The 22,106-nt window shown below is 63.7% G+C and carries 22 protein-coding genes; 3 read left to right on the top strand and 19 right to left on the bottom strand.

The annotated features are described in order from the left end of the window. The first annotated feature begins 2 nt into the window (after positions 1-2). Positions 3-905, top strand: a complete 903-nt coding sequence (locus AADZ90_RS20635; protein WP_367312420.1) for a helix-turn-helix domain-containing protein — start codon at positions 3-5, stop codon at positions 903-905. 621 nt (positions 906-1,526) lie between these two features. On the opposite strand, the gene AADZ90_RS20630 is transcribed toward AADZ90_RS20635, so the two are convergent. Beyond that, on the bottom strand, positions 1,527-2,459 hold the full coding sequence (locus AADZ90_RS20630; RefSeq protein ID WP_411997128.1) for a DUF4365 domain-containing protein: 933 nt from the start codon (positions 2,457-2,459) through the stop codon (positions 1,527-1,529). Positions 2,460-2,725: 266 nt separating this feature from the next. After that, positions 2,726-3,880 (bottom strand): MFS transporter, encoded by a 1,155-nt coding sequence (locus AADZ90_RS20625; RefSeq protein ID WP_411997127.1) that lies wholly within the window; start codon positions 3,878-3,880, stop codon positions 2,726-2,728. Positions 3,881-3,958: 78 nt separating this feature from the next. Here AADZ90_RS20625 and AADZ90_RS20620 point away from each other — a divergent pair, with 78 nt between their 5' ends. After that, positions 3,959-4,468, top strand: a complete 510-nt coding sequence (locus tag AADZ90_RS20620) for a DinB family protein (protein WP_367312423.1) — start codon at positions 3,959-3,961, stop codon at positions 4,466-4,468. Positions 4,469-4,731: 263 nt separating this feature from the next. Here the strand turns inward: AADZ90_RS20620 and AADZ90_RS20615 are convergent, their stop codons facing one another. The 17 genes from AADZ90_RS20615 to AADZ90_RS20535 all read right to left on the bottom strand — a co-directional run bounded on the left by AADZ90_RS20615 (position 4,732) and on the right by AADZ90_RS20535 (position 21,218). Continuing rightward, positions 4,732-5,097 carry a VOC family protein gene (locus AADZ90_RS20615; RefSeq protein ID WP_367312424.1) on the bottom strand — a complete coding sequence of 122 codons (366 nt, stop codon included), beginning with the start codon at positions 5,095-5,097 and terminating at the stop codon, positions 4,732-4,734. Between the two features lie 683 nt (positions 5,098-5,780). Continuing rightward, positions 5,781-6,569: an MBL fold metallo-hydrolase gene (locus AADZ90_RS20610; RefSeq protein ID WP_367312425.1), complete on the bottom strand. Its 789-nt coding sequence runs from the start codon at positions 6,567-6,569 to the stop codon at positions 5,781-5,783. Then, entirely contained in the window at positions 6,566-7,984 is a 1,419-nt protein-coding gene (locus AADZ90_RS20605; RefSeq protein ID WP_367312426.1) for an amidohydrolase family protein, read from the bottom strand. The genes AADZ90_RS20610 and AADZ90_RS20605 overlap by 4 nt, the downstream gene beginning before the upstream one ends. Then, on the bottom strand, positions 7,981-8,712 hold the full coding sequence (locus AADZ90_RS20600) for an amidohydrolase family protein (RefSeq protein ID WP_367312427.1): 732 nt from the start codon (positions 8,710-8,712) through the stop codon (positions 7,981-7,983). Before AADZ90_RS20600 ends, AADZ90_RS20605 begins: the two co-directional genes overlap by 4 nt. Further along, positions 8,709-9,719, bottom strand: coding sequence for an ABC transporter ATP-binding protein (locus tag AADZ90_RS20595; RefSeq protein WP_367312428.1), 1,011 nt, complete (start codon positions 9,717-9,719; stop codon positions 8,709-8,711). Before AADZ90_RS20595 ends, AADZ90_RS20600 begins: the two co-directional genes overlap by 4 nt. Next, entirely contained in the window at positions 9,716-10,687 is a 972-nt protein-coding gene (locus AADZ90_RS20590; protein ID WP_367312429.1) for an ABC transporter ATP-binding protein, read from the bottom strand. The genes AADZ90_RS20595 and AADZ90_RS20590 overlap by 4 nt, the downstream gene beginning before the upstream one ends. Next, entirely contained in the window at positions 10,684-11,697 is a 1,014-nt protein-coding gene (locus tag AADZ90_RS20585; RefSeq protein ID WP_367312430.1) for an ABC transporter permease, read from the bottom strand. Before AADZ90_RS20585 ends, AADZ90_RS20590 begins: the two co-directional genes overlap by 4 nt. Next, positions 11,694-12,563 (bottom strand): ABC transporter permease, encoded by an 870-nt coding sequence (locus AADZ90_RS20580; RefSeq protein ID WP_367312431.1) that lies wholly within the window; start codon positions 12,561-12,563, stop codon positions 11,694-11,696. The genes AADZ90_RS20585 and AADZ90_RS20580 overlap by 4 nt, the downstream gene beginning before the upstream one ends. Positions 12,564-12,626: 63 nt before the next feature. Beyond that, the gene (locus AADZ90_RS20575; RefSeq protein WP_367312432.1) at positions 12,627-14,237 is read right to left on the bottom strand and encodes an ABC transporter substrate-binding protein; all 1,611 of its coding nucleotides are present in this window, start codon (positions 14,235-14,237) and stop codon (positions 12,627-12,629) included. A gap of 87 nt (positions 14,238-14,324) precedes the next feature. Continuing rightward, positions 14,325-14,720: an oxalurate catabolism protein HpxZ gene (gene hpxZ / locus AADZ90_RS20570; protein WP_367312433.1), complete on the bottom strand. Its 396-nt coding sequence runs from the start codon at positions 14,718-14,720 to the stop codon at positions 14,325-14,327. After that, on the bottom strand, positions 14,713-16,098 hold the full coding sequence (locus AADZ90_RS20565; RefSeq protein WP_367312434.1) for an AtzE family amidohydrolase: 1,386 nt from the start codon (positions 16,096-16,098) through the stop codon (positions 14,713-14,715). The genes hpxZ and AADZ90_RS20565 overlap by 8 nt, the downstream gene beginning before the upstream one ends. After that, positions 16,095-16,313 carry a DUF4089 domain-containing protein gene (locus AADZ90_RS20560; RefSeq protein ID WP_367312435.1) on the bottom strand — a complete coding sequence of 73 codons (219 nt, stop codon included), beginning with the start codon at positions 16,311-16,313 and terminating at the stop codon, positions 16,095-16,097. Before AADZ90_RS20560 ends, AADZ90_RS20565 begins: the two co-directional genes overlap by 4 nt. 4 nt (positions 16,314-16,317) lie before the next feature. Beyond that, the gene (locus tag AADZ90_RS20555; RefSeq protein WP_367312436.1) at positions 16,318-18,096 is read right to left on the bottom strand and encodes a gamma-glutamyltransferase family protein; all 1,779 of its coding nucleotides are present in this window, start codon (positions 18,094-18,096) and stop codon (positions 16,318-16,320) included. Continuing rightward, the gene (locus AADZ90_RS20550) at positions 18,093-18,803 is read right to left on the bottom strand and encodes an SDR family NAD(P)-dependent oxidoreductase (protein ID WP_367312437.1); all 711 of its coding nucleotides are present in this window, start codon (positions 18,801-18,803) and stop codon (positions 18,093-18,095) included. Before AADZ90_RS20550 ends, AADZ90_RS20555 begins: the two co-directional genes overlap by 4 nt. Further along, entirely contained in the window at positions 18,803-19,828 is a 1,026-nt protein-coding gene (locus AADZ90_RS20545; protein WP_367312438.1) for an alpha-ketoacid dehydrogenase subunit beta, read from the bottom strand. Before AADZ90_RS20545 ends, AADZ90_RS20550 begins: the two co-directional genes overlap by 1 nt. Then, positions 19,825-20,796: a thiamine pyrophosphate-dependent dehydrogenase E1 component subunit alpha gene (locus AADZ90_RS20540; RefSeq protein WP_367312439.1), complete on the bottom strand. Its 972-nt coding sequence runs from the start codon at positions 20,794-20,796 to the stop codon at positions 19,825-19,827. The genes AADZ90_RS20545 and AADZ90_RS20540 overlap by 4 nt, the downstream gene beginning before the upstream one ends. Further along, on the bottom strand, positions 20,796-21,218 hold the full coding sequence (locus tag AADZ90_RS20535) for a VOC family protein (protein WP_367312440.1): 423 nt from the start codon (positions 21,216-21,218) through the stop codon (positions 20,796-20,798). The genes AADZ90_RS20540 and AADZ90_RS20535 overlap by 1 nt, the downstream gene beginning before the upstream one ends. 194 nt (positions 21,219-21,412) lie before the next feature. Here AADZ90_RS20535 and AADZ90_RS20530 point away from each other — a divergent pair, with 194 nt between their 5' ends. Further along, a complete protein-coding gene (locus AADZ90_RS20530) occupies positions 21,413-22,081 on the top strand; it encodes a GntR family transcriptional regulator (protein WP_367312441.1) in 669 nt (222 codons plus the stop codon). Positions 22,082-22,106 lie beyond the last annotated feature (25 nt).

Raw genomic sequence — 22,106 nt, 5'->3', positions numbered from 1 at the left:
CATTGGAAGATTTCGATCACTGTTTTCCGTCTCAGCGAGGGTACCGCCGCTTCTACACTCAAAGCGGGTATCGCGAGTTCCTCGCAGAAGCCCGATCAGATCGTCGGAAGAGGGTCGATGCAATGCTTTGCAGACAGGACGCTCATGGGTTTTCAGATCCTGCCAGCAGCGACATGGTGATCGGCCTGACCTTGAGCGGCGCGACACCGGTCAGTTGGCGCGTCGGCTCGAAGTGGCGAGACACCGAAGCCCGCCGTCCTGGCCATATCGGCATTTCACCGATCGACGAAGCGATAGACTTCGACATATCCGAACCGCACTCGCTTTTGGTGATTGCGATCTCGCAGAAAACATTGATGGACATTACCGCTGGGATCGATGCCGATTGCCTCGACATCCTTAACACCGGACATCACGCTTATTTTCGCGACCAAGCAAGCGTCACTTACATGCATCATTTATGGAGAGGATTGGAAACTCAGGACCGCTTTAGCGCAATGGAAGTCGACGGTTTATTGCAGGGTCTTGTGGCGAGCCTCCTTCGGAAACTGGGTGACATCGAGATGCGGTCGACTGCTGGAAGCGACATTCCCGAAGAGCTTCTTGAAGAGTTCGTGCGCTCCAACATAGGTGAAGGTGTGTCTGTCGGCGATCTTGCAAGGCTCTGCGATATGCCCGTTGGCACTTTCAACCGTCATTTCAAAAAGCGCATGCGTCTGTCGCCGTATCAATTCGTTCAAAAGTTGCGCGTCCAGATGGCGTGCGAGTTTCTATTGGCCGACCGCAGCGCACTGCCAGAAATCGCCTTTCGCCTGGGATATGCAGATCAAAGTCATATGAGCCGGTCATTTCGAAAGTATCTCGGAACCTCTCCGTCGCAGTTTCGTCACGATCGGAAGTATTGATTAGTTTATAACTCACCAGCCGCGCGCGTGCACCCCTCACCCTGCGTAAAGACCTCAACCAAACCAGAAGCAGCGTTGAGGCCCAAAACCATCACTGCCGCAACCTTCTTTGATGGCCCTACATGAAAGAATAAATACTGGCGAGCATCGGCGTTTGATCGCCTGGTGCTCAATTTAAGGAGAAATAAGAGGGCCTTCGGCGGTCAAAACGACCGGTCAGTTTTGTCCGCGTCTGGTTTGCCGGAGCCGGTCGCGGCGAAAGCGCGGTTTTGGTTTAGGTAAATTCCTAGCCCGCGAACGACCGCTCTCACGACTCAGATGCGGTGCAGCGTTTGTTGTGCCGCAGGCTCGAAGGAATGCTGCGGCAGCAAAGCTCAAAAAGTGAATGGCGGCATGGTCCCGCGACCTGGCCATTGCCGATTTCAAGATGCTGCGGATGGCCGCCAATGTCCGCAATGCGGAATGCAAATGCAGCAATTCTAGGTTAGATCGAGTGACCGGTTTGGGCCGTCGGCTCCCGTGCAGCCTCGACCCGCCGAATATGCCTGGAAACGAACGACTTCTTTGATTATGCTTCTATGGTGTGCAAGGGCTGCTCATGACCCTTCGCAGCCTTCGGGTTTATGGGTGCCGTGGCTCTTGCACACCAAGTCCACTGTACTTGCGTCGCGGCTCGTATAAGGTCCAGAATTTCAATGACCTGTCCTCCGATATTCGTGTCAACGACTTCTTAAGCACAAGACGTACAAGTCCCGTTTGCCTGAATGGAAACGTCACCATACTGTCCAATTGAAAAAAACGTGTCTTCCCGTCGTTGGTGTCAGAACTCCACAAATTGCATAGGTCTTCGTCGCAAGCTTCGATGATTTTCGCGGCCGCCCCTAAAAGAATAAAGCTCTGATGTCTTGCTAACTGACTTCGGTTAGGCCTCGTGATGTGCCGCCATCCATCTCGGTCAAAGATCACACGCTCGCCATCGTGCCCCAAGCTGAAAGATGCTTGCGCGAGCTTTTTGTACAAAGCACGCGTTGCTACCTGCAGATGCGAGGAGGTTCTCAAATGTAAAAAGTCGTCCGCGAACGTGTGAACTTTTTGTGCCAACAGGTCTTGGTGAAGTGTTCCACACAACTTGCCTATTTCGCCCTTGGCCGCCGCGTTAAAATGCTGTCCTTCTGGGACAAGTATCTGAGAAGCGGTGGTCGACGTACTAGGCCTCGCATCTACCCAACGAGCCGTCAGTGTTTGTGGGTCGACCAAAACAACGATAGCAGCTCCAACAACCTTTCGCCAAACCTCCAGATTCTTCGCAAGCTTCTGTGATTTGATAGGAATTACATAGTTTCCATCTGGCCGTTTTTTTACTTCTTGGCATTTAATTTGTGCAAATACGATTTGACCCGAAAGCTCCTGCCCTCGCTCAAGAAATATCAGCCCGTCCACACCATCATCGTTATGCGCATCAAGCGCCTGCCAACGGGCTCCCCAATCGGCAAGAACGATTTTTTCGACTGCGTTGACACCAAGTTGGCCTTGTCGCTGAGTTCCTAGGCTCACAATAGTCCTCACTAATCGGCAGTTTGAGTATAGCCTAGCTTGATCATTCTGGAATGTCTGCTTTGGTGCGCCGCACCGCAGTAAACTCCGCTAGCTGAAAGGTCCGTTCAGGGCCGTCCATGATCGGCAAATTGGTGCCTTGGTCGGGAATGCTGCGACGCCTCCGATGGCGGCGGAGAGCCCAGACTCTCTAATGCTGCGGGACGCTTAAATGGCGGCTTTGGGCAAAGGCTTCACTACGGAAATGAACCACGCCACATGGCGTATCAGCCCTCTTTTCGCTTGCCTGTCACTTGCAAAAGCAGGAGGGCGAACAGCGAAAGGGTCGCGAAGACGGCAAAGGTGATGCGCAGTCCCATCGCCTGGCTCAAGAACCCAACTGCTGTCGGGCTTGCCATCAGCGTGACGAAGCAGATGAATGACATCGTGGCTACATCGCGCTCCGGTCGATCAGAGCGCCGTGCCGCGATTGACAACGCAACTGGATAAACCACAGCGACACCGACACCGGTTATTGCAGCACCTACTAGAGCAACGAAAAGCGACGGCGCGACAGAGACAATTAATAGTCCGACGCTGGCGCAGATGATGGAACCGCCCACGACTGTCCTTTCCCCAAGCCATTCGAGTATTGCATCACCAGACAATCTAACCACCGCCATTGACGTCGATACGGTGACGAACAAAAGCGTCGAAGCGAAGGGCGCAGCGCCAAGATCGTCGCGCAGGAAAATCGCACCCCAGTCGCGAACTATTCCTTCCAATGCGAGGGTGCCAAGCGGCAGTAGACACAACAACAGCAATGCAACTGGCGGGATACGGTCGCGCAACGCCAACCGTGCTCCTTTTGCTTCCAGCTTATGGCGCGACACATGTGGCAAGCTGCGCGCAAGAAGAAACGCCGCCGTAGCCCCGACAACGGCCGCTCCGGCGCTTTGGAGCGCGACTGGCACGGCAGCTTGGCTCAACGCACCACCTGCCAAAAGGCCGATAATGGACCCGACGCTCCAGCCCCCATGGCACCGCGACATGACCCGCCTACCCGTTGTGCGCTCCACATGCCCGGCCATCGAGTTCTGCGAGACTTCTGTATGTGACAGACAAAAACCGAGCAGAGCGAAAGCGACCATGAGTGTCGGGACGGTGTTTGCAAAGCCAAGCCCGAGAGACACGATTCCGAGAACCGAGACCGCGAGGTAGCTCACCCGGGTCAGACCAAAGCGGCCAATCGCATGTGGAGCCAGAATGAACCCAAGTATATTGCCGATAGGAATCCCAACAAGAACAATACCAAAGGCCGCATTCGACAAATCGCCCGACGCCTTAATATCTGGCAAGCGGGCATAGATCAGGCCAGTGATAACCGCCTCGGCAGCAAACAGCATAAGAACCGGCGTAAAAGCGGGGCGAGTTGCAGTCATGGGAAAAATGCTCGATTTCAGGGTGTTAGAGTAAAGGTGTACATCACAGTGTACTATACGAAATAGGAGCAAGCTGTAATGATTGATATTAACTACGCACGGACAATGGCGCGATATGACCGGTGGCAGAACCAGTCGCTCGTCGCGGCAGCAGATACACTGACCGATGAAGATCGGTGGAAGGACCGGGGCGCGTTCTTTCAATCAATCGCAGAAACACTTAACCATATCCTATGGGACCATCGGATTTGGCTTGCCCGGCAACGGAGCGATAACGCTACCGTCAGCGAGATTGGCGAACGTCACCCTTACACAGATGCACCGTGTGACTGGGCAGATTACAAGCGCCAGCGAACGGCACTCGATGAGGAAATCAAAACTTGGTGCGAGGGCCTGAACGATGACGACGTGTCACGGCAGGTTCAATGGATGAAAGGTGACACCCCTGTAACAACGGATTTTGGCTTCAATCTCGTCCATATGTTCAATCACGCAACGCACCACCGGGGGCAAGTGCATGCCATGCTGACAGCTGCTGGTATTGATCCGGGATCTACAGATCTACCGATGCTGCCTGAGGATGTCTGAGTATAATCGAAAGCAGCCACTCGCGCAGCCGCAGCGAAATGGCGCTTCGTCCCGCATTGCCATCATCTACCCCCCCTGCATACTGCACTGACTATCAACGTCCGCTTCGGGGAAGCTGCATCGCAGCGACGTTGATCGTTAGGTACGGCGGCTATGGGCCGTCACCATCAGGACGGACGACCCGTCCGGCGAGCATGCTGTGACTGATCTAACGGCGCAATGAGCCCGTTGCGGATTTGAAGATCGACCCGAGAATTGAGCGCCTAAGCGGGTTCGAAAAGTTCGACCACGTTTCCCGACGGGTCCTCACAAAGGATCTGCTTGCCTCCGGGGCCCTCGACAATTTCGTTTCTAAAGACGACGTCGTTCTGTCGAAGGGATTCGACCGTCGCCGCAATGTTTTTGACGACTAGAACACACCTGTTCCATCCGCCTGGTGCAGGCTTTGTCCCGTCAGGCATTGCCTGCGAGGCCGACGCCATCGGACCGGCAACCCACAAATCGAGGTCGTCGTTTCTCAGAATTGCTATCGCCGGACCGTACTGCTCGACCAGCTCCAGTCCAAGGCAATCGCGATAGAATGTAACCGTCTCGTCGACATCCAAGACGATGTACCGGAATTGTGCCATAGCGACTCTCCGAGCTGTATACGGATCATAACACGAACGCCCGCTCCGTCACGCACAGCGTGAGTTCGCGTCCCGCATGATCGCGCAGCTGCGGCGAATGGCCGGTTCGGTGAAGCCGCACTGCGGCGTGAACCGACGCGACAAACGGCTGGTGAGGGCCGCGAACCACTAGTGACCGGCAGTTGTGGTGGTTCCGATCCTGCGCTCCCGTAGCATTGCTTGACTTTACCTTCGAGAGCTAATGCGGCCTCTTCAGGCCCTCATAGTGTCGATGGGTGGCTCGATCGCCGCTTCCAGACCGCCATGTTTTCGACTTCTTAAGATAAAGTACCCGCTGCGCTCACGAGCCGCGGCATCTGCCAGGGCCAATCCAGGGCCAGAGCGGTCCTTACGGCGGGCGCGTGAACGTTCTGGTACCACAAAAGGCTCGCGCACCTTGCGAAGCCGTGCCTCGGGCATTTTCTCGGTCCCTGATCCAGGACTGTGACGCAGGCGATGCCATCGTCGGCTTTTAGCGCCAGACGTCCCTCGCCGCCCTAAAGATGAGCGCTCTCCGTCAGGTTCGTCATCGCGTGGCGCGTTGCGCCGCGCGAAGGGTGTCGGGGCCGACCGGTTCGATCCATAACGCCTCGCCGCCAACCTGGCATCGTGGGAACTGTCGATAACAGTGAAGAAGGCAGGGCTTATGTGGGCTCAGTTTCGAAGGGTATGCTTGCGGCAAGGCTTTCTGGACCCAGGGGACCACCATGTCCGGTCAGGAGCATGAGCTGCTCTTTCCTGGCGTGCAGCAGAAGTGTTTTTCGGGCTTCAGCCGCGGCGTGCAGGTCGGTGTCCCAATCGCTGGACCAGTCCGGGTGACGCAGCTGGAGTGGCGGTAGGTGGACAATATCGCCTGCAGCAATGACCGCATGGTCCGGCAGGAGCCAGGCCGTGTGGCCCGGAGTGTGGCCGTGGGCGTTCAGGGCCGTCGCGCCGTCGACTTGCGTGCCTGGGGCGATCCTGTCGATGCGGCCGTCATACGGGGCAAGTGCCGACTTCGCATCACGCGCGATGTCAGCCCCCACCCCCTCGTGGTGCGCGTCAAACCAGTGCTCGGCTTCCGCTTCGGGCAGCGCGATGCGGGCATTGGAGAATGCGGGGGCGCCAGCTTCGGTGATCAGCCCTCCGCAATGGTCTCCGTGAAGATGGGTCAGCCAGATGCGGCGGATGTCTTCTGGTGCAACGCCGTGATGGGCGAGCGTTGTTGGCAGCCTGCCCGGCAGGCCGCCGAAGAGTTCGCCACTGCCGGTATCGACAAGACAGGCGCCTTGGGCGGTTTTGGCGAGATAGTACCAGACCGGGACGTCGATCTGGTCAGGGAGGGTGGTCGTCCCGAGAAGGCGGGCTGCCTCCTCTGGTGCCTCCCGCACAGCCGGAAAGAGCCGCGGGTCGAAGCTGATATGTCCGTCCAGAAGTGGGACGATGCGGGTCATCTCAGGCCGTCAGGCGTGGAAGCAGCCACCCGCGCGGCGCGGGCGGCGTCGATCCAGGCAGGGACATCCCGCGAGGCGCGTGCGGTCTTCGTCAGCTCGCGTTCCGCAGCGGTAAGGTCGATCCCGGTCAGAGCGGCATCCTTGACGATCTGCCGTCCCGCAACCCAAACATCGCGCACTGTCGCCCGACAGGCACGCCCGAGGATCAGGTTCGCAAGGGTCTTAGGGGCATCGTCGATCCGGTCACGGGCGATCCGATCAAACGACAGTGAGACGACGTCGGCCTCCGCACCTGCAGCCAACCCGTCCCCTCGGCGGCCGTTGAAAGCTACTCGTCCGTCGGAATAGGCCGCGCGGAGAATGTCCGCGCGCCCGAGGCCAGGTCTATCGAAACGGCGCGGGCCGAGGAGCATGGAGGTCAGGCGCATCTCACGCAGCATGTCGGCATCGTCATCCAGCGCCATACCGTCGAGCCCGATCCCAAGCCGGAGACCCGCCGCCTTGAGCGCGGCACCGTCCGCGATGCCGGAGGATAACCGCAAGTTGGAGCTTGTGTTCAGCACCAGTGTGGCGCTCGCATCGGCGAAGGCGGTGGCCTCTTCGGAGCGAAGGAAGACGCCGTGGGCGACGGTCAGCCGATCGTTCAACAGCCCTGCGCGGTCAAAAAGGAAATGCGCGCCGTCGGGGCAGGTCGCATCCATCCAGTCGCGCTGAAGCTGTGTTTCCAGAAGGTGGATATGGACACGCCGCCCCTCGGTCGCGGCAGCGTCGCCGACAGCCGCGAGGCCTTCGGGAGACAACCATTGCGGTCCGGGCGGTCCGTATTGCGTGACGATATCGGGGCCGTCGATGGCTGACGCGATGTCGGACACGGTTGCAATCTGCTCGGCGAAGGGGCGTTGCGCCATTGCGGCTTTGGCGGCGGTCCATTCGTCGGAGGGAAGAGCGGCCTTCACGGCGGCGCCGCCATCGTAGCCCGCGAGGTTCCGATCGAGGATCGGCACGACGAAGGCGAGGCGGATGCCGACGTCGCGGGCAGCACGGGCGACCGCTTTGGCCTCGATCAGGAGGTCTTCCAATTGCGGCAGGTGATTGTGGACCACCGTGGTGACGCCCGACAGGGCCATCTGCCCGAAGGCCACGAGTGCGGTGAGATACGGATCCGTAGGCGGCGCGCGCCAGAGGTCCCAGAGCCACGCTTCGAGCGGGCCGTCCGGGGCGCCGAAGGCGAGGGGGCGCAGGCCCCGGCCGTGATCGTGGGCATTGATGAGGCCCGGGATGAGGAGCGCGTCGCCCTCTGGGTCTGCCGCGGTGACCTCCCCGATACGGCCATCTTCGAAGGTCAGCTGCCCGCCCCATACCGGCGGCCCCTCCCAGGGCCGAGCCCAGATCGCGGCTACGGAGAGCGTGGTCATAGGCCGAGGAGTTTCGCGAGGTTGCCGCCTTCGATCATCGCGCGATGGGCCGGGTCTTGGACGGATTTGGCGATCTTAAGCCGCTCCATCTCGAAATCGCTGCCCGGCCAGTCGGTGCCCATGATGATCTTTTCCGGGCCGAGATCGCGATATGCCATGCGCACCTCGATCAGCTGGGTAGAGGAGGTTTCAAGGTAGATGTTGGGCGTCCGCTTGGCCACGAGGATCGCCTCACCCACGTTCCAGACGGTGCCCATATGGGCGATCAGGGTCGGGACGGTCGGGTAGTGCTTAGCGATCTCCTCGATCCCCAACGGGTGGATGAAGGCATCGTCGAGCGCGTTGAAGAGAATCATGATCCCCCGCTCGGCGCAGGCTTCGTAGATTGGGTCGAGAAGGCCGTGATCGACGATGTGGTAACCATGCAGAACGGGATGCAGCTTGAGCCCATTGAAGCCGTGCTTGTCGTGGTCGCGGCGGATTTGCTCAGCGGCGTCGGCATCCCGCGCGTTGACCTGGCCGAAGGCGATGATCCGGTCGGGGTACTTGCGGCCCACGCTGGCGGTGTAGTCGTTGTCGATCATCTGGCCGAGCGAACAGCCGACCGCCATGTCGACACCGGCATCGTCCATGTCACGCAGCATCATCTCGACCGAGTAGGTTTCGGCTGTCAGATAGTCGGAATTCTGGCCCGCTTCCCAGATGTTGTTATAGGCGTCGATGATCATGCGCGGAGCGCTCCTTTCGGGGTCTCGTCTTCTGTAAATGGGTTGAAGCAGGACGTCAGGCCGCCCTGAGTTGTGGGTGTGAGGCCTGCCGCCTCCTGCGCGCAGCGATCGAGGGCGCGCGGGCAGCGGCTGCGGAACGGGCAGCCCGTGGGCGGGTCGAGCTGGCTGGGCAGATCGGCGGCCGGGATGCTGGCGGCGGCGCGGATGGTGGCGCGGGAGGCCGCGACATCTGGCTTCGGCTGACTGGCGAGCAGCATAGCGCTGTAGGGATGGGCCGGGGAGGTCGCGAGGGCTGCGGCCTCTCCGATCTCGACGATTTCGCCGAAATACATCACCGCTGTGCGGTCCGCGATGGCCGATACCATGCCGAGATCGTGGGAGATGAAGACAAGCGTCAGCCCGCGTTTGCGCTTGAGATCCATGAGAAGGTTCACGACCTGCGCCTGGATTGACACGTCGAGCGCTGAAATCGGCTCGTCGGCGACGATCAGGTTGGGGTCGGAGGCAAGTACGCGGGCGATGGCGATGCGCTGGCGCTGACCGCCGGAGAAGGCAGACGGGAAGCGGTGCATCGCATCCTTGTCGAGCCCAACATCGGCCAGCAGGGCAGTTGCGCGGGCCTCGCGGTCGGGTTTAGGGACGCCGGTATGCGCGAGAACGTCCATCAGCATCGTGCCGATGCGGTGACTCGGGTTGAGCGAAGAATAGGGATCCTGGAAGACCATCTGGAAGCGGGGGCGGAGCGCGCGCATCTGCCGCGTGCCAAGGGCGGTGAGGTCGGTACCGTTGTGCAGGATCTGCCCGCCCGATGGCTCGACCAGCCTCAGCATGGCGCGGCCGAGCGTCGTCTTGCCCGAGCCGCTTTCGCCGACGATGGCCAGTGTTTCGCCGCGGTGGATGTCCAGATCGGTCGGGTGGAGCGCGGTGATCTCGCGCCGGGTGAGGCCCTGGCGCACCGGGTAGCGCACGGTCAGCCCGCGCAGGGAGAGGATCGGTTCGGTGCTCATGGCCGGTTTTCGGGATGCCAGCAGGCGACGCGCGACGTGCCGAGCGGGGCGAGATCCGGCCGCTCGGCTGTGCAGCGGGGGCTGGCCTTGCGGCAGCGGGGCGCATAGGCACATCCAGTGTCGCCTGAGCCGAGGTTCGGCGGCGCGCCGGGGATCGAGGCGAGCTGTCCGTTCGCATCGGGCGCGGCAGAGGCGGCTGCGATCAGGTCGCGCGTATAGGGGTGGTGAGGCGCTGCGAAGAGCGCTTCGACCGGGGCGGCCTCGACGAGCCGTCCGGCATACATGACAGCGACCCGGTCTGCGACGCCGGCGACCACGCCGAGGTCGTGGGTGATGAGGATCAGCCCCATGTTCCGGGTGGCGACGAGGCCGGTCAGCAGCGCGAGGATCTGCGCCTGGACCGTGACGTCGAGCGCTGTCGTCGGTTCGTCGGCGATCAGAAGAGCCGGGTCGCAGGCCAGCGCCACGGCGATCATCGCCCTTTGCCGCTGGCCGCCCGAGATCTCGTGAGGATAGAGGGCCGCGCGGCGGTCGGGTTCGGGAAGGCCGACCTCTGCCAGAAGCTCGACCGCGCGGGTGCGGGCAGCGCGGCGGGTGGCCTTTCCGTGGACGATCAGGGCTTCGGCGATCTGATCGCCGATCGTCTCGCAGGGATTGAGCGCGCTCATCGCGTCCTGGAAGATCATCGCAATGCCGCGCCCGCGCAACTCCTGCAGGTCGGCGGGCGAGAGTTTCAGCACCTCCCTGCCCTGCAGACCGATCCGGCCCGACAGGTCCGCGCCCGGCCCCTCGTTCAACCGTGCCAGCGCCATGGCTGTCGCCGATTTGCCCGAGCCGCTTTCGCCCACGATGGCCAGCACCTCGCCCGGGGCGACGGAGAACGACACGCCTTTGACTGCCGCCAGCCGGGCGCCGTCGGGACCGAAGGCGACGGAGAGGTCGGCGACATCGAGTAGCTGGGCGGTCATCGTCCCGGCTTCCGTCTGAGGCGTGGATCGGCCCAGCGATAGGCGAGATCGGTGGCGAGGTTCACCAGCACGTAAAAAACGGCGAGGACCAGCGCTGCACCCTGGGCGACCGCATAGTCACGGGTCAGCACCGCGTCGACCATCATCCGGCCGATGCCGGGATATCCGAAGACGACCTCGGCAATGACCGATCCCCCGAGCATGGCGCCGAATTGCAGGCCGATCACGGTCAGGATGCCGAGGGCTGCATTGCGCAGGATATGCCGCAGATAGATCCGGCGGCCGGGCACCCCCTTCATCCGCGCGGTCCGGACGAAATCGAGCTTCGACGTCTCGATGATCCCGCTGCGCGCGAGCCGCATCAGGACCCCGGCAGTGGTCAGGCCCACGGTCAGCGAGGGCAGGATCAGGTGGGTCAGCCACGGCCTGATCAGGTCCGGGCGCCCCTGCAGGATGGCATCGATCAGGACGAAATTCGTGATGGGCTCGTAAGTGACCGAGGACGGGAGCCGCCCAAAGGCGGGCAGCCAGTCGAGCCAGAGGGAGAAGACGAGGATCAGGAGGATGCCGAACCAGAACCACGGCAATGCGAAGAGCGTCATGGCGATGAAACGCAGCGCACCGTCGAGGATCGAGCCGGGGCGGGCGGCGGCGGCCAGCGCCATGCCGAGCCCGGCGATCAGCATGACGATGAGGGAGGCTACTGCCAGCTCGATGGTGACCGGCAGCGTCTCCCACACCATGACGGACACGTCCTTGCCGGTGATAAAGGACCGCCCGAGATCGAGCCGGATCAGCTCGCTCATGTAGATCAGGTATTGCTCCCATAGCGAGCGGTCGAGCCCGAGCTGGGCGATCAGCTGATCGCGCAGACCAGCGGTCGAGAATTGCGAGGCCAGCATATCGACGGTCGAGCCGGGCAAGGCGCGCAGGGTGAGGAAGACAAGTGTCGCGACCGCGAAAAGGGTGACGGGCAGGAAGGCGAGCCGGCGGAGGATTTCGCCCGTCATCGGCGCCCTCCGGAGCGGTCGCTATCGGCCAGCTGGTCGCCGCAGAAGGATACGGCGAGAGCGAAGACCGCGATGAGGAGGCCCGGCAGGATGGTCTGTTCCGGGGCGATAAAGATCAGTTCTTGCCCCTCGCGGACCATGTAGCCGAGGTCGGGCGCCGGTGGGCGGAGGCCGAGGCCGAGATAGGAGAGCGCAGCGGCGGTGAGTGCGGCGAGGGCGACGACCGACGTGGCCTGTACCAGCAATGGCCGCAGGATGTTCGGTGCGACCTCGCGGATCATTACGTGAAGTGGTGTGAAACCCGCGGCCCGGGCCGCCATGACGTAGTCGCGCGCCGCCTCGCCGCTGGCGAGTGCCCGGGCGAGGCGCGCGAAGATCGGAAGCTGCGAGACGGCAACAGCCAGCGTGAGGTTCAAGAGCGACGGACCCAGCGCGGCCAAAACGAGGATCGCGGCGAGGATCAACGGGAAGGACATCAGGATGTCGATCAGGCGCATCATGACCCAATCGGCTCGCCCGCCATTGACGCCCGAGATCAGGCCGTAGGCGCCGCCGATAAGCATCGCGAGCGTCACCGCACCGAGCGACACGACAAGCATCGGGCGCAACCCGTAGAGAAGCCGCGACAACTGATCCCGCCCGAACCCGTCGGTGCCGAGAGCGTGCCCCTCCGAAAATAGAGCCAGCATCGGCGGACCGACATTGGAGATCGGATTATATGGAGCAAGAAGGGGGGCTAGGAGTGCCGCGAAGATGAAGAGACTGGCGACGACCCAAGGCAGCGCCGCAAGAGCTGCCGATACCAGACGCAAGACGCCCGCGCCGCCTGGGCGCATTGTCAGCTCCTTGCCGGTTTGGTCGGCCATGGTCGTGTCGTCCTTCGGTCGCCCGGGCGTGACGGGCGCCCGAGCCTTCATTCATGGTAGGCCTCAGCCGGTGAATTCCGACCCTTCGAGGAACGTCCGGTAGGTGCCGAGCGCGTTGGCGTTGACGCCTAAGACGTTCGTGGTCACGGCGACGGGCAGAAAGGTGTTCACGACCGCGGCGACGGGCATCATCTCATCGGCCATATAGTCGTTGATCTCGACATAGAGCTGGCCGCGTGCTTCGGGGTCGCCCTCGGCATTGGCTGCGGTGATCAACTCGTCGAGGCGGGCCTGTTCGGGGAGGCCGCTTTGGGCGGTGATGCTGTCGGCCCCGGCCGTGCCCGTCATGAAGAGCGGCGAGAAGCGTCCGTCGGGATCAGGGAAGAAGGCCGAGCGCTGGAGGAAAGCAAGTTCGTGCGCCTCTGGGTCGAAAAGACGCCCGTTGAAGGTGCCGCCGTCGAGATATTCCGTCGTCACGTTCAGCCCGATGCCGTTCAGGCTGCGCTCCACGACCTGCCCTAGACGAGGCCAGAAGCCACTGTTTTCCGAAATCAGGCTGAGTTCGGCGCCGATGGCTCCGGCCTCTTCCAGCAGGGCGCGCGCAGCGTCGGGATCATAGTCCGAATGGCGCTGATGATCGGGCGCGTACCCTTGTTCGGCGGCGGGCGTGATGTATCCCGGCACCTCGGCCTTGCCGAAGAACGCCTCCTGCACGATCGCCTCGCGGTCGATCCCGAGATTGATCGCGCGGCGCACCCGGATGTCGTCGAGCGGGGCGACGCCGCAATTCATCGCCAGCATGGCCGAGATGAAGGCCGCCGATTGCTCGATCCGGATCTGCTCCATCGCTTCCAGCCGGTCGACGTTGGAATGCGGGATCAGGTTGGTGACGTTCAGATCGCCACCCGCGAGCGCCGTCATCTGCGCCACCGCCTCGGGGATCACCTGCATCACGATGCGCGGAACGGTCGGCGTGCCCTTGTAGAAGTTGTCGAATGCCTCCATCACCACACGTTCGTTCGGCGTCACCGAGGCGATGCGGTACGGCCCGCAGGAGGCGAAGTTGAGCCCGATCTCCTGCCCGTGCTCCTCCAGCGCGGTGGGCGAAATGATCACCATGTCGGGCCGCGAGAGGCGCCCGAGGATCGCGGCATCCGGTGCCGCGAGGTTGATGCGGAACGTCATCTCGTCCGGCGTTTCGAAGCCCAGCACGTTGGGTCCGCCAAGATTGTCGAGCGCGAAGGACAGTTCGGGCCGGGTCGGGTCGCTTTCGTCAAACATCCGCTGGAACGTCCGCAACACGGCGGCGGCGTCGATCGCGGCGCCGTCGTGGAACGTTAGCCCCGGACGGATCGCGAAGTCATAGACCCTCCCGTCTTCCGAGACGGTCCAGCCTTCGGCGATGGCGGGCTGTGGCAGCGGGTCGGAGAAATCCATATGGGTCAGACCGCGTGCGACCGTGTCCATCACGTGCACGGTGTCGCCGAAGCCGACCCAGGTATGCGGCTCGAAATTGCCGACGAGGCCGGGTAGCGCGAAGACGAGCGTGTCGCCGCCTGCCTGAGCCTCCAGTTTCCATGGCAGCATCGCCATCGCGCCGCTCACGCCCAGAAGTTGGCCAAAGTTCCGGCGGCTGATCGCCATGGGCGGGTTGAAGTCTGTGGTCCCGGTCATGTCAGTCATCCCTGTTGGTGGATGTGGTTGTTTCCCTCCCGTGATGCGGCCCTTAGCGGGCCGTTCTTCGTCGTGCGCGGGTTGCGATCATACCGTCTCTCCCAAAAGGCTGACGTGGGCCGAGACGATGCGCCAGCCGTCGGGTGTGCGTAGAAGCGTCTTGGTTTCGCGCCCTGTGCGTTCATGACCTTCGCGCTGGTATTCGGTATTGGCCGTCGCGAAGTCGCGGCCATAGGTGGTGATCGTGGTGCGCATGAGCGCCCGTTTGAACGGCCCGGTCTCGCGCGCGTGGCGGAAGGTTGAGATCTCGTCCGAACCGTAGAGGTTTTCGCCGACACCGTAGCGCGTGGTTTCTGGCGCGTTCCAAAAGAGCTCTTCCAACACCGGGACGTCGTTTGCCGTCAGCGCTGCCTCGTAGCGGTCGAAGACGCCTTGCACTTCGGCAACGATTTCGGGGATGTTGATCGGGTAGACCTCAGGCATGGATCGCCTCCGGCATCTGGGGTGCCATGCCGAACCCGGCCTGTTCGAGACGCCGCGCGGCACGCAGGACCGTTGCTTCCTCAAACGGGCGGCCAATGATCTGGACGCCCACGGGCAGGCCGCTTGTCGCCCCTTTCTGGCCCAGCACGGCGATGGGAACGCCCGTCAGGGTCAGCGCCTGCGTGAACATGCCGATCGCAAGCCGGATCGGCAGGGTCACGCCGGCAACCTCCCATTCGGCCGTGCCGAGCGGGCAGGCGGGACACGGCGTGGCCGGGGCCAGAAGGATGTCGTGATCGCGCATCAGCGCGGCAAGCTGCCGGGTCACGCGGCGGCGTAGCTTCTGGGCCCGGGCTGTCCAGGCGGCAGGCACCAGGGCGCCCGCGCGCAACCTGTCCCGCACAAGTGGGCCGAAGCGGTCGGGATGCGTGATGAGGCCGGGCAGATGATGCTGGCCGCCTTCGGCCGTCGTTAGGATAAAGCTCGCCGCGCGCGCAGCTTCGGCAAGATCCAGCGTGATGGGGCCGCGAGCCTCCAACGCCTGCGCCGCCATGTCCGTCACCGTCCGGACATCCGGGTGCAGGGGAGCGTCGAAATACCCGTTGAGGCGGGCGGTCCGGATCGTCATGGAGGTGTCGACCCCTGGGGCGGCAGGCTCCAGCGGGCGCGGGGCCTGCACCGGGTCGTTGTGATCCCGGGCCTGCAGCGCGTCGTAAGCCAGTGCCAGATCGTGGATATCGGTCGCAAAGAGCCCGACGTGATCGAGGCTGCGGACGAAGGGCGTTACGCCGCTGCGGGAGAGGCGGCCATAGGTGGGCTTGAGCCCGGCCACGCCGGACAGCGCGGTGGGCACCCGGACCGATCCGTTCGTGTCGGTGCCGAGGGCGAGCGGCACCGCGCCCGCCGCCACGAGGGCCGAGGAACCTGACGATGACCCACCGGCGCTCAACGCCGGATCGCGGGGGTTGCGCGTGTCGCCGTCATGGGCGTTTTCCCCGGCAAAGCCGTAGGCGAGTTCATCCATGTTGGTGCTGGCGATCAGGATTGCGCCCGCCGCTTCCAACGACCGGATCGCGAAGGCGTCCCTGTCCGCCGGGGCGTTCCTCCCGGTCGCGCGAGAGCCCGCGCGCGTGATCTGGCCCGCGACGTCGAACAGGTTCTTCACAGCGAAAGGTACGCCTGCGAGAGGTCCCGGATCTTTTCCGGTGCCGACTTGCCGGTCGATGTCCTCGGCGCGGGCGCGGGCCCGGTCGGCGTGCAGATGCGTCACTGCGTTGAGGTCACGGCAGTTTTCCAGTGCCGCAAGCGTTCGCGCGATCGTCTCGGCAGCTGTCACGCGGCCAGCCCTCACCTGCGAGGCGATCGTTGCGACGCTCATGCCTCGTCCTCCCCGGCGCGGAAGACGGGCGCGGGTTCCTCGCTGTCGAGCCCGGGAATACCCGCCAGCAGCTGAGCGAATCCTGCAGTGCGTTCGAGATTCAGCGCGACCTCTGCGATATCGCTTTCAGGGATCGGCAGGCCGATGGCCCGCGCCGCGTCCCGCGCGTAGGCGGTCGCGTCGAAGCCGGGGGGTGGGGGCAAGAAGGTTCGCATGGGCCTACCGCCCTGCCGCATAAGTGCTGCGCCGCAGATCTGCGGCTGCGACGAGCGTCGGTGCGCTCTCCTCACTCAGAACGCGGGAGCCGGCGATGGAGACGCCGCCTGCGTCGAACTCGAAATCGGGCCAGTCGTGGATGACGTGGCCTTTCGCGGCCAAGGCGGCGCGGGTCCCGGCGGAGATGCGTCCCTCGACCGCCAGCCGTCTTGGGAAAGCCGGGTGCGGGTAGAACGATCCGGGGTGCGAGAACGTCGCCACGCGCGGCGTCTCCACCGCCTGCTGGGGTGTCATCCCGTAGACGAGCATGTCCACAAGGCTTTGCGTCATCGCCTGCACGATCATGTCGCCCCCGGGACAGCCGATGGCAAGCGCCTCGCCCGTTGTGTCGTTGACGGCAATGGCAGGGGCGGGGGTGAGCCGGGGCCGCTTGCCCGGGGCGATGGCGGCGGGGTGGTCACGCTCCAGCCGGCTCTGCACGCCGCGGGGGGAGACGAAGAAGCCAAGGCCCGGGGCGATCGGCGCGCCGTCGATTGTGTCGCTTGGCATCGAGGAAAAGACGTTCCCCGCCGCGTCCGCTGCGGCCACGTAGGTCGTGTCGAAGCGGCCTTGCCCCGGCATCGCTTCAGCAGCTGCGCCAGGCAGGGCGATATCGGGTCGGATCGCGGCGCGCAGGGCGGCGATGCGATCCTCCGATAGAAGCTCGGAGATTTCGATACCGGCAAAGGCGGGGTCGGTGTAGTGCCGCTCCCGTTCGGCGAAGCCTTGTTTGAGCGCCTCGGCGACGAAATGCAGGTGGCTGGAGGACCCCTGTTCGAGAGTGTCGAGCGGCAGCTTGTCGAGGATCGCAAGCGCCTGCAGCATCACCGGACCTTGCGAGACGATGCCTGGTGTGGCGATGCGCCAGCCGTGAAAGGCGACCTCTGGCGCCGTGGCGATGGGACTTTGATAGCCGGCCAGGTCATCGGCGGTCAGCCACCCGCCGGTCGCGCGGTGGAAAGCCAGCAATTCCCGTGCGATTTCCCCCTCGTAGAAAAGGGCGCGGGCTGCGGCGATGCCAGCCTCGCGCGAGCCGGTGTCGCAGGCGGCCAGGCGGGCGAGCGTCCGCCCGAGATCGGTCTGGACGAGCCATTCGCCGGGCCGGGGCGGGCGGCCCTTGGGCCAGTAGACGGCGCGAGATGTCTCGTAGCCGGAAAAGCCGTTGCCGAGCAGTTCGAACGCCTTGGCCGTTCGCAGGCCGAGCGGGAAGCCGCGCTGTGCGTAGTCGATGGCGGGGGCGATGACGTCAGCCAACCGCCAGGTTCCGAAGCGCGCGAGCGCCGTGCACCAGGCGTCGAAAGCCGCAGGGACGACCCCGACGGGGGAGCCGAGCGGCATCTGTCCCTCGTGCCGGGCGAGGAAGGCATCCAGGGTCACCTCCTGCCCCCAGGGGCCGACACCGTCGATGACGTGGATCTCGGCACGGCCGGCCATTCGGATCAGCGTCGGCGCCACGCCGCCGAGGTTGCACATGTCGACCTGCACCACGTTGGACAGCAACCCGCCGGCGACGCCGGCATCAATGGCGGTACCGCCCTGCGCCATGACCTCGGCCATGACCTGCGCAACGATGGGATGTCCGGCAGAGACGACGAAATCGCGGCCGACGATGGTCGGGCGCAGGGATTCCGGGGGCGGAAAGAGGGCGGGCGTCGGAGAGCCCGCGTTGCGCATGCCCCCCGTCTGGTCCTTGCCGGGGCGGATCGGAGCCTCCGCGTTCATGTCAGCTGGCGCCTCCGTCATGTCAGAAGATATCCGGCATCGACCGGCAGGGTGGCGCCGGTCACGCCCGAGAAACCGTCCTCGCACATTGCCAGGCAGACCCGGGCGACCTCGACGGGGTCGAGAATGCGTCGGGCAGCGCCGGTGCGTGCGAAGCTATCCCAGACCTCGGCCTCGTCCCGGCCTTCGGCTTTGGCGATGCCTTGGGCCACCTGGCGCAGCATCGGCGTGTCGACATTGCCCGGGGCAACGGCGTTGACGCGGATATTGGCGGGCACGAGTTCTGCCGCGATGCTTTCGACCATCCCGATGAGCCCGGCCTTGGATGCGGAATAGGCCGAGGCATTCCCCTCACCGCGGAGACCAGCTGCGGACGAGACAAAGACCATCGCCCCCCCTTGCCCGGCCATGGCGCGGGCGAAGGCCGAGGCTGCGTGCGCCGCCCCGTCGAGGTTCACTGCCATGATCCGCCGCCAAGTCGTGAAATCCGTTTCGGCGATGGGCATCGTGGCAACTGCGCCTGCGGCATAGATCATCGCATCGACCGGCTTGATGTCGTTGGCAAACCGGGCCACTGCCGCGGCATCGGTCACATCGAGCGTCTGCTGCGTGTCACTCGGGACCAGATCGGCGCCGATCGACTCCCACCCGGCCGCAGCGAAGGCCAGCATGCAGGCCGCACCGATACCGCCACCGGCGCCGAGCACGGCTGCGCGCCGCACCGCCATCACGCTGCTTTCGCCATTTGGCGGAGCTTTTCCGCGATCATCTCAGGGCCGGGCACCACCGCCTTTTCGAGCGTGATCGCGGCAGGGATGGGCACATCCGGCACGGCCAGGCGTTCGACCTGCCGCAAGGCCGAGAGCCCCAGCGTCTTCAGAACCCTCAGGGACAACTCCGCCGACAGACCGAAGCTCAGATAATCCTCGTCGACGACCAACAGGCGCCCCGTGCCAGCTGCGCTTTCTGCCACGGTCGCGGTGTCGAGCGGCACGACACTGCGCAGGTCGATCACCTCGACCGAGATGCCATCGCCCGCCAGATCCTCGGCTGCGGCCAGCGCGTGTTCGACAGTGGCCGACAGCGTGGCGAGCGTCACATCGGTTCCCTTGCGCACCACGGCGGCTTTGCCGATGGGCAGAGTGTAGGCGCCGTCCGGCACGTCGGGGTGGTGGCGGAAATCGCGACCCTTTCTGAGAAGAAGAGCCTTGTGTTCGATGAAGACCACCGGATCGTCGCTGCGCAACGCCGCCGCCATGAGGCCCTTGTGGTCATGCGGGTTACAGGGCGCCACCACCTTGAACCCGGGCAGATGCGCGATCAGACCCCAGAGACATTGGGAATGCTGTGCTGCCGAACCGATACAGCCGCCCGCCGTCTTGAACACCATGGGCATACGCTGCCGACCCCCGGACATGTAAGGGATCTTGGCCGCGGCGTTGTACATCTGTTCCAGACAAACTCCGACAAAGTCGACGAACATAATCTCGATCAGCGGGCGCATCCCGGCCTGCGCGAGGCCGACGCCCATGCCCGTGAACCCCATCTCGGCGATGGGTGCGTCCATCACCCGGTCTTCGCCGAAGCGGTCTTGCAGGCCGCGCGTCGCGCCAAAGACGCCGCCGGCGCGGCCGATATCCTCGCCGATGCAGAGGATCGTCGGGTCGCGCTCCATCTCTAGTGCGATGGCCTCTGCGATGGTGGCAGGCAGCGGCATCGCCAGCCGGTCGTTTGCAAGGGTCGTGGCGGTCATGCCGGCACCGTTTCGACAAACCGGTTTTCCAGCACACCGGCCGGATCCGGCAGGGGCATCTCGAGCACCTCGTCCAAAAGCGCCTTCATCGCTGTTTTCTCTTCGGCCTGGATCGCGTCGAGCGTGGCCTCTTCGGCCAGCCCTGCCTTTGTCAGGCGCGCTCGGTAGAGCGTGATCGGATCGAAGGTCTGGCGGAGATGCTGGCGCTCTTCCCGGCTGCGGTATCCTTCGGGGTCGCCCTCGAAATGCCCGCGGAAGCGGTGGCATGTGGCCTCTACTAACACGGGGCCGTTGCCTGCGCGCGCATGGTCCATGGCCGTCGCGAAGCTCTCGGCCACCGCGTCGACATCCGTGCCGTCCACGTGAATGCCGAGGGCCGAATAGGCGACGGCACGTTCGGCGACAGTCTTTGTCGGCGATATGTCGTCGAACTGCACCGAGATGGCGAGCGCGTTGTTCTCCACCAGCACGACCATCGGCAGCTTGCGGGCGCCTGCCATCACCATCGCTTCGTGGAATCCTCCGGTATGGGAGCCGCCGTCGCCGGTCATCCCCACGGCCACCGTATCTTCACCGCGCATCCGGAACGCATGGGCATAGCCGAGCGCCACCGGAAGCGACGCCCCGACGATGCCGGTCGCCGAGAAGTTCGTCTTCGGGTCGAAGGGGTGCATATGGCCGCCCCGCCCGCGGCAAAGCCCAGCCTCACGTTCGCAGATCTCCGCCAGAAGCGCCCGGCGGTCGACGCCCTTGGCCAGGCCGTGATAGTGGTTGCGATGAGTCGAAACGACGGCGTCTTGGGGCCGCAGACCTTCAACCATGCCGGCGCCGATCGCCTCTTGGCCCAGTCCGACGTGCAATTCGCCATGGATCGCCTTGCGCCGGAGCGCGTCCAGGCAGGCCTCGTCGAAGGAGCGCATGGCGGTCATGGTCCGAAAGCGAGACAGTGCGGCGGCGCTGTCGATCATCAGAACAACTCCTCAAGTTCGAAGACGGACCCGCCCGGTTCCCTACAATAGACCGATCGGCCCTCCGCGAAGGTCACAACCTCGCCCAGCGGCGCGGCGCCCTCGGCTTCGGCCGAGGCGATGGCCTTTGTCAGGTTGGGGACCTGAAAGGCGACATGGGCCAGCGGGGTTGGTCCGGCGGCGGCACCCGGCTGACCTTCGATCGCGATCAGTTCGAGCACTTCATGCCGTGTCCCGTGGGTTAATTGCGCCAGTCTGGCCGAGACTCGCGAGCTTCCCACCATGCGCGCGAAGGCGTCCCCGAGGTCGGTACCAAGCAGCGTGGGTGCGAACCCAAAGGCCGCGCCATAGAAGGCGACCGACCGGTCAAGGTCGTCAACGCAAACCGAGAAATGCAAGATAGCAGCGTTCTTGACCGGCACGTTCCACCCAAAATGACTCTATATTGGATACAATTATCTTTGTAGCCACAGAGTCAATTGTCAATTCTTGGTTTCGGTGGCACGATGCCCATGTGTTTCGAGCGGTGCGCGGTGCTGCCGTTTGCATGATCGTTGGACGTGTTTTGTATAACTGCCCATAAGGCGGGCAGCGCGAGAACATCGGGGGACCTGTGATGGACCTTTCGCCAGACAGAACGCAGCGGGAGCAGGGGCAGAGCGCCCAGGCGCAGGCCTATGCCTACCTGCTGGCCGAGATCCGGTCCGGGCGGCTGGAAGGCGGAACGCACGTAGTGGCCGACCGTATCGCGTCGACCCTCGGGATCAGCCGGATGCCGGTGCGAGAGGCAATCCGCCAATTGTCGAGCGAAGGGTTCATGACGATCCGCTCGAACCGGGGGGCGGTCGTCACTGCGCTGGGCACCGAAGAGATCGGCGAACTCTATGAGATGCGCGCGGTGCTGGAAGGCTTCGCCATGCGGCTGGTGACGACGCACATCGACCGGCAGGGCCTCGACGAAGCCGATATCGCGCTGACCCGTCTCGACCGTGCGCGCGAGAACGTCGATTGGTTCATCACCGCCCACGACCAGTTCCACGATGCCTTTCTGGACTATTGCCCCCGCCCGCGGCTGGTGGCCGAGATCAGGCGGATCCGCCGCGCAACGGAGCCGTATCTGCGTATGACGCTCAAGGTTAGTTCTACCGCGGGCCAGAACACCACGGACGAGCACAGGGAGCTTCTATCCGCGATCCGCTCCGGCAATCCCAGCATAGCGGAAACGGCCATGCGCGAGCATGTCCTGCGGACCGATGTCGAGGAGTTGGTGTTCCGCGGCGCTTAGAGAGGCTCCGAACGTGTTAGTTATG

The organism is Aestuariibius violaceus, assembly GCF_040779325.2.
Classification (GTDB): domain Bacteria; phylum Pseudomonadota; class Alphaproteobacteria; order Rhodobacterales; family Rhodobacteraceae; genus Aestuariibius; species Aestuariibius violaceus.
This window is presented reverse-complemented; position numbering and strand designations above follow the sequence as displayed.

What these genes read in the sequence shown, in the direction of transcription:
- AADZ90_RS20625 (WP_411997127.1), bottom strand. Translation starts at nt 3,880, where the DNA reads ATGACTGCAACTCGCCCCGCTTTTACGCCGGTTCTTATGCTGTTTGCT.
- AADZ90_RS20620 (WP_367312423.1), top strand. Translation starts at nt 3,959, where the DNA reads ATGATTGATATTAACTACGCACGGACAATGGCGCGATATGACCGGTGG.
- AADZ90_RS20615 (WP_367312424.1), bottom strand. Translation starts at nt 5,097, where the DNA reads ATGGCACAATTCCGGTACATCGTCTTGGATGTCGACGAGACGGTTACA.
- AADZ90_RS20610 (WP_367312425.1), bottom strand. Translation starts at nt 6,569, where the DNA reads ATGACCCGCATCGTCCCACTTCTGGACGGACATATCAGCTTCGACCCG.
- AADZ90_RS20605 (WP_367312426.1), bottom strand. Translation starts at nt 7,984, where the DNA reads ATGACCACGCTCTCCGTAGCCGCGATCTGGGCTCGGCCCTGGGAGGGG.
- AADZ90_RS20600 (WP_367312427.1), bottom strand. Translation starts at nt 8,712, where the DNA reads ATGATCATCGACGCCTATAACAACATCTGGGAAGCGGGCCAGAATTCC.
- AADZ90_RS20595 (WP_367312428.1), bottom strand. Translation starts at nt 9,719, where the DNA reads ATGAGCACCGAACCGATCCTCTCCCTGCGCGGGCTGACCGTGCGCTAC.
- AADZ90_RS20590 (WP_367312429.1), bottom strand. Translation starts at nt 10,687, where the DNA reads ATGACCGCCCAGCTACTCGATGTCGCCGACCTCTCCGTCGCCTTCGGT.
- AADZ90_RS20585 (WP_367312430.1), bottom strand. Translation starts at nt 11,697, where the DNA reads ATGACGGGCGAAATCCTCCGCCGGCTCGCCTTCCTGCCCGTCACCCTT.
- AADZ90_RS20580 (WP_367312431.1), bottom strand. Translation starts at nt 12,563, where the DNA reads ATGGCCGACCAAACCGGCAAGGAGCTGACAATGCGCCCAGGCGGCGCG.
- AADZ90_RS20575 (WP_367312432.1), bottom strand. Translation starts at nt 14,237, where the DNA reads ATGACCGGGACCACAGACTTCAACCCGCCCATGGCGATCAGCCGCCGG.
- hpxZ (WP_367312433.1), bottom strand. Translation starts at nt 14,720, where the DNA reads ATGCCTGAGGTCTACCCGATCAACATCCCCGAAATCGTTGCCGAAGTG.
- AADZ90_RS20565 (WP_367312434.1), bottom strand. Translation starts at nt 16,098, where the DNA reads ATGAGCGTCGCAACGATCGCCTCGCAGGTGAGGGCTGGCCGCGTGACA.
- AADZ90_RS20560 (WP_367312435.1), bottom strand. Translation starts at nt 16,313, where the DNA reads ATGCGAACCTTCTTGCCCCCACCCCCCGGCTTCGACGCGACCGCCTAC.
- AADZ90_RS20555 (WP_367312436.1), bottom strand. Translation starts at nt 18,096, where the DNA reads ATGACGGAGGCGCCAGCTGACATGAACGCGGAGGCTCCGATCCGCCCC.
- AADZ90_RS20550 (WP_367312437.1), bottom strand. Translation starts at nt 18,803, where the DNA reads ATGGCGGTGCGGCGCGCAGCCGTGCTCGGCGCCGGTGGCGGTATCGGT.
- AADZ90_RS20545 (WP_367312438.1), bottom strand. Translation starts at nt 19,828, where the DNA reads ATGACCGCCACGACCCTTGCAAACGACCGGCTGGCGATGCCGCTGCCT.
- AADZ90_RS20540 (WP_367312439.1), bottom strand. Translation starts at nt 20,796, where the DNA reads ATGATCGACAGCGCCGCCGCACTGTCTCGCTTTCGGACCATGACCGCC.
- AADZ90_RS20530 (WP_367312441.1), top strand. Translation starts at nt 21,413, where the DNA reads ATGGACCTTTCGCCAGACAGAACGCAGCGGGAGCAGGGGCAGAGCGCC.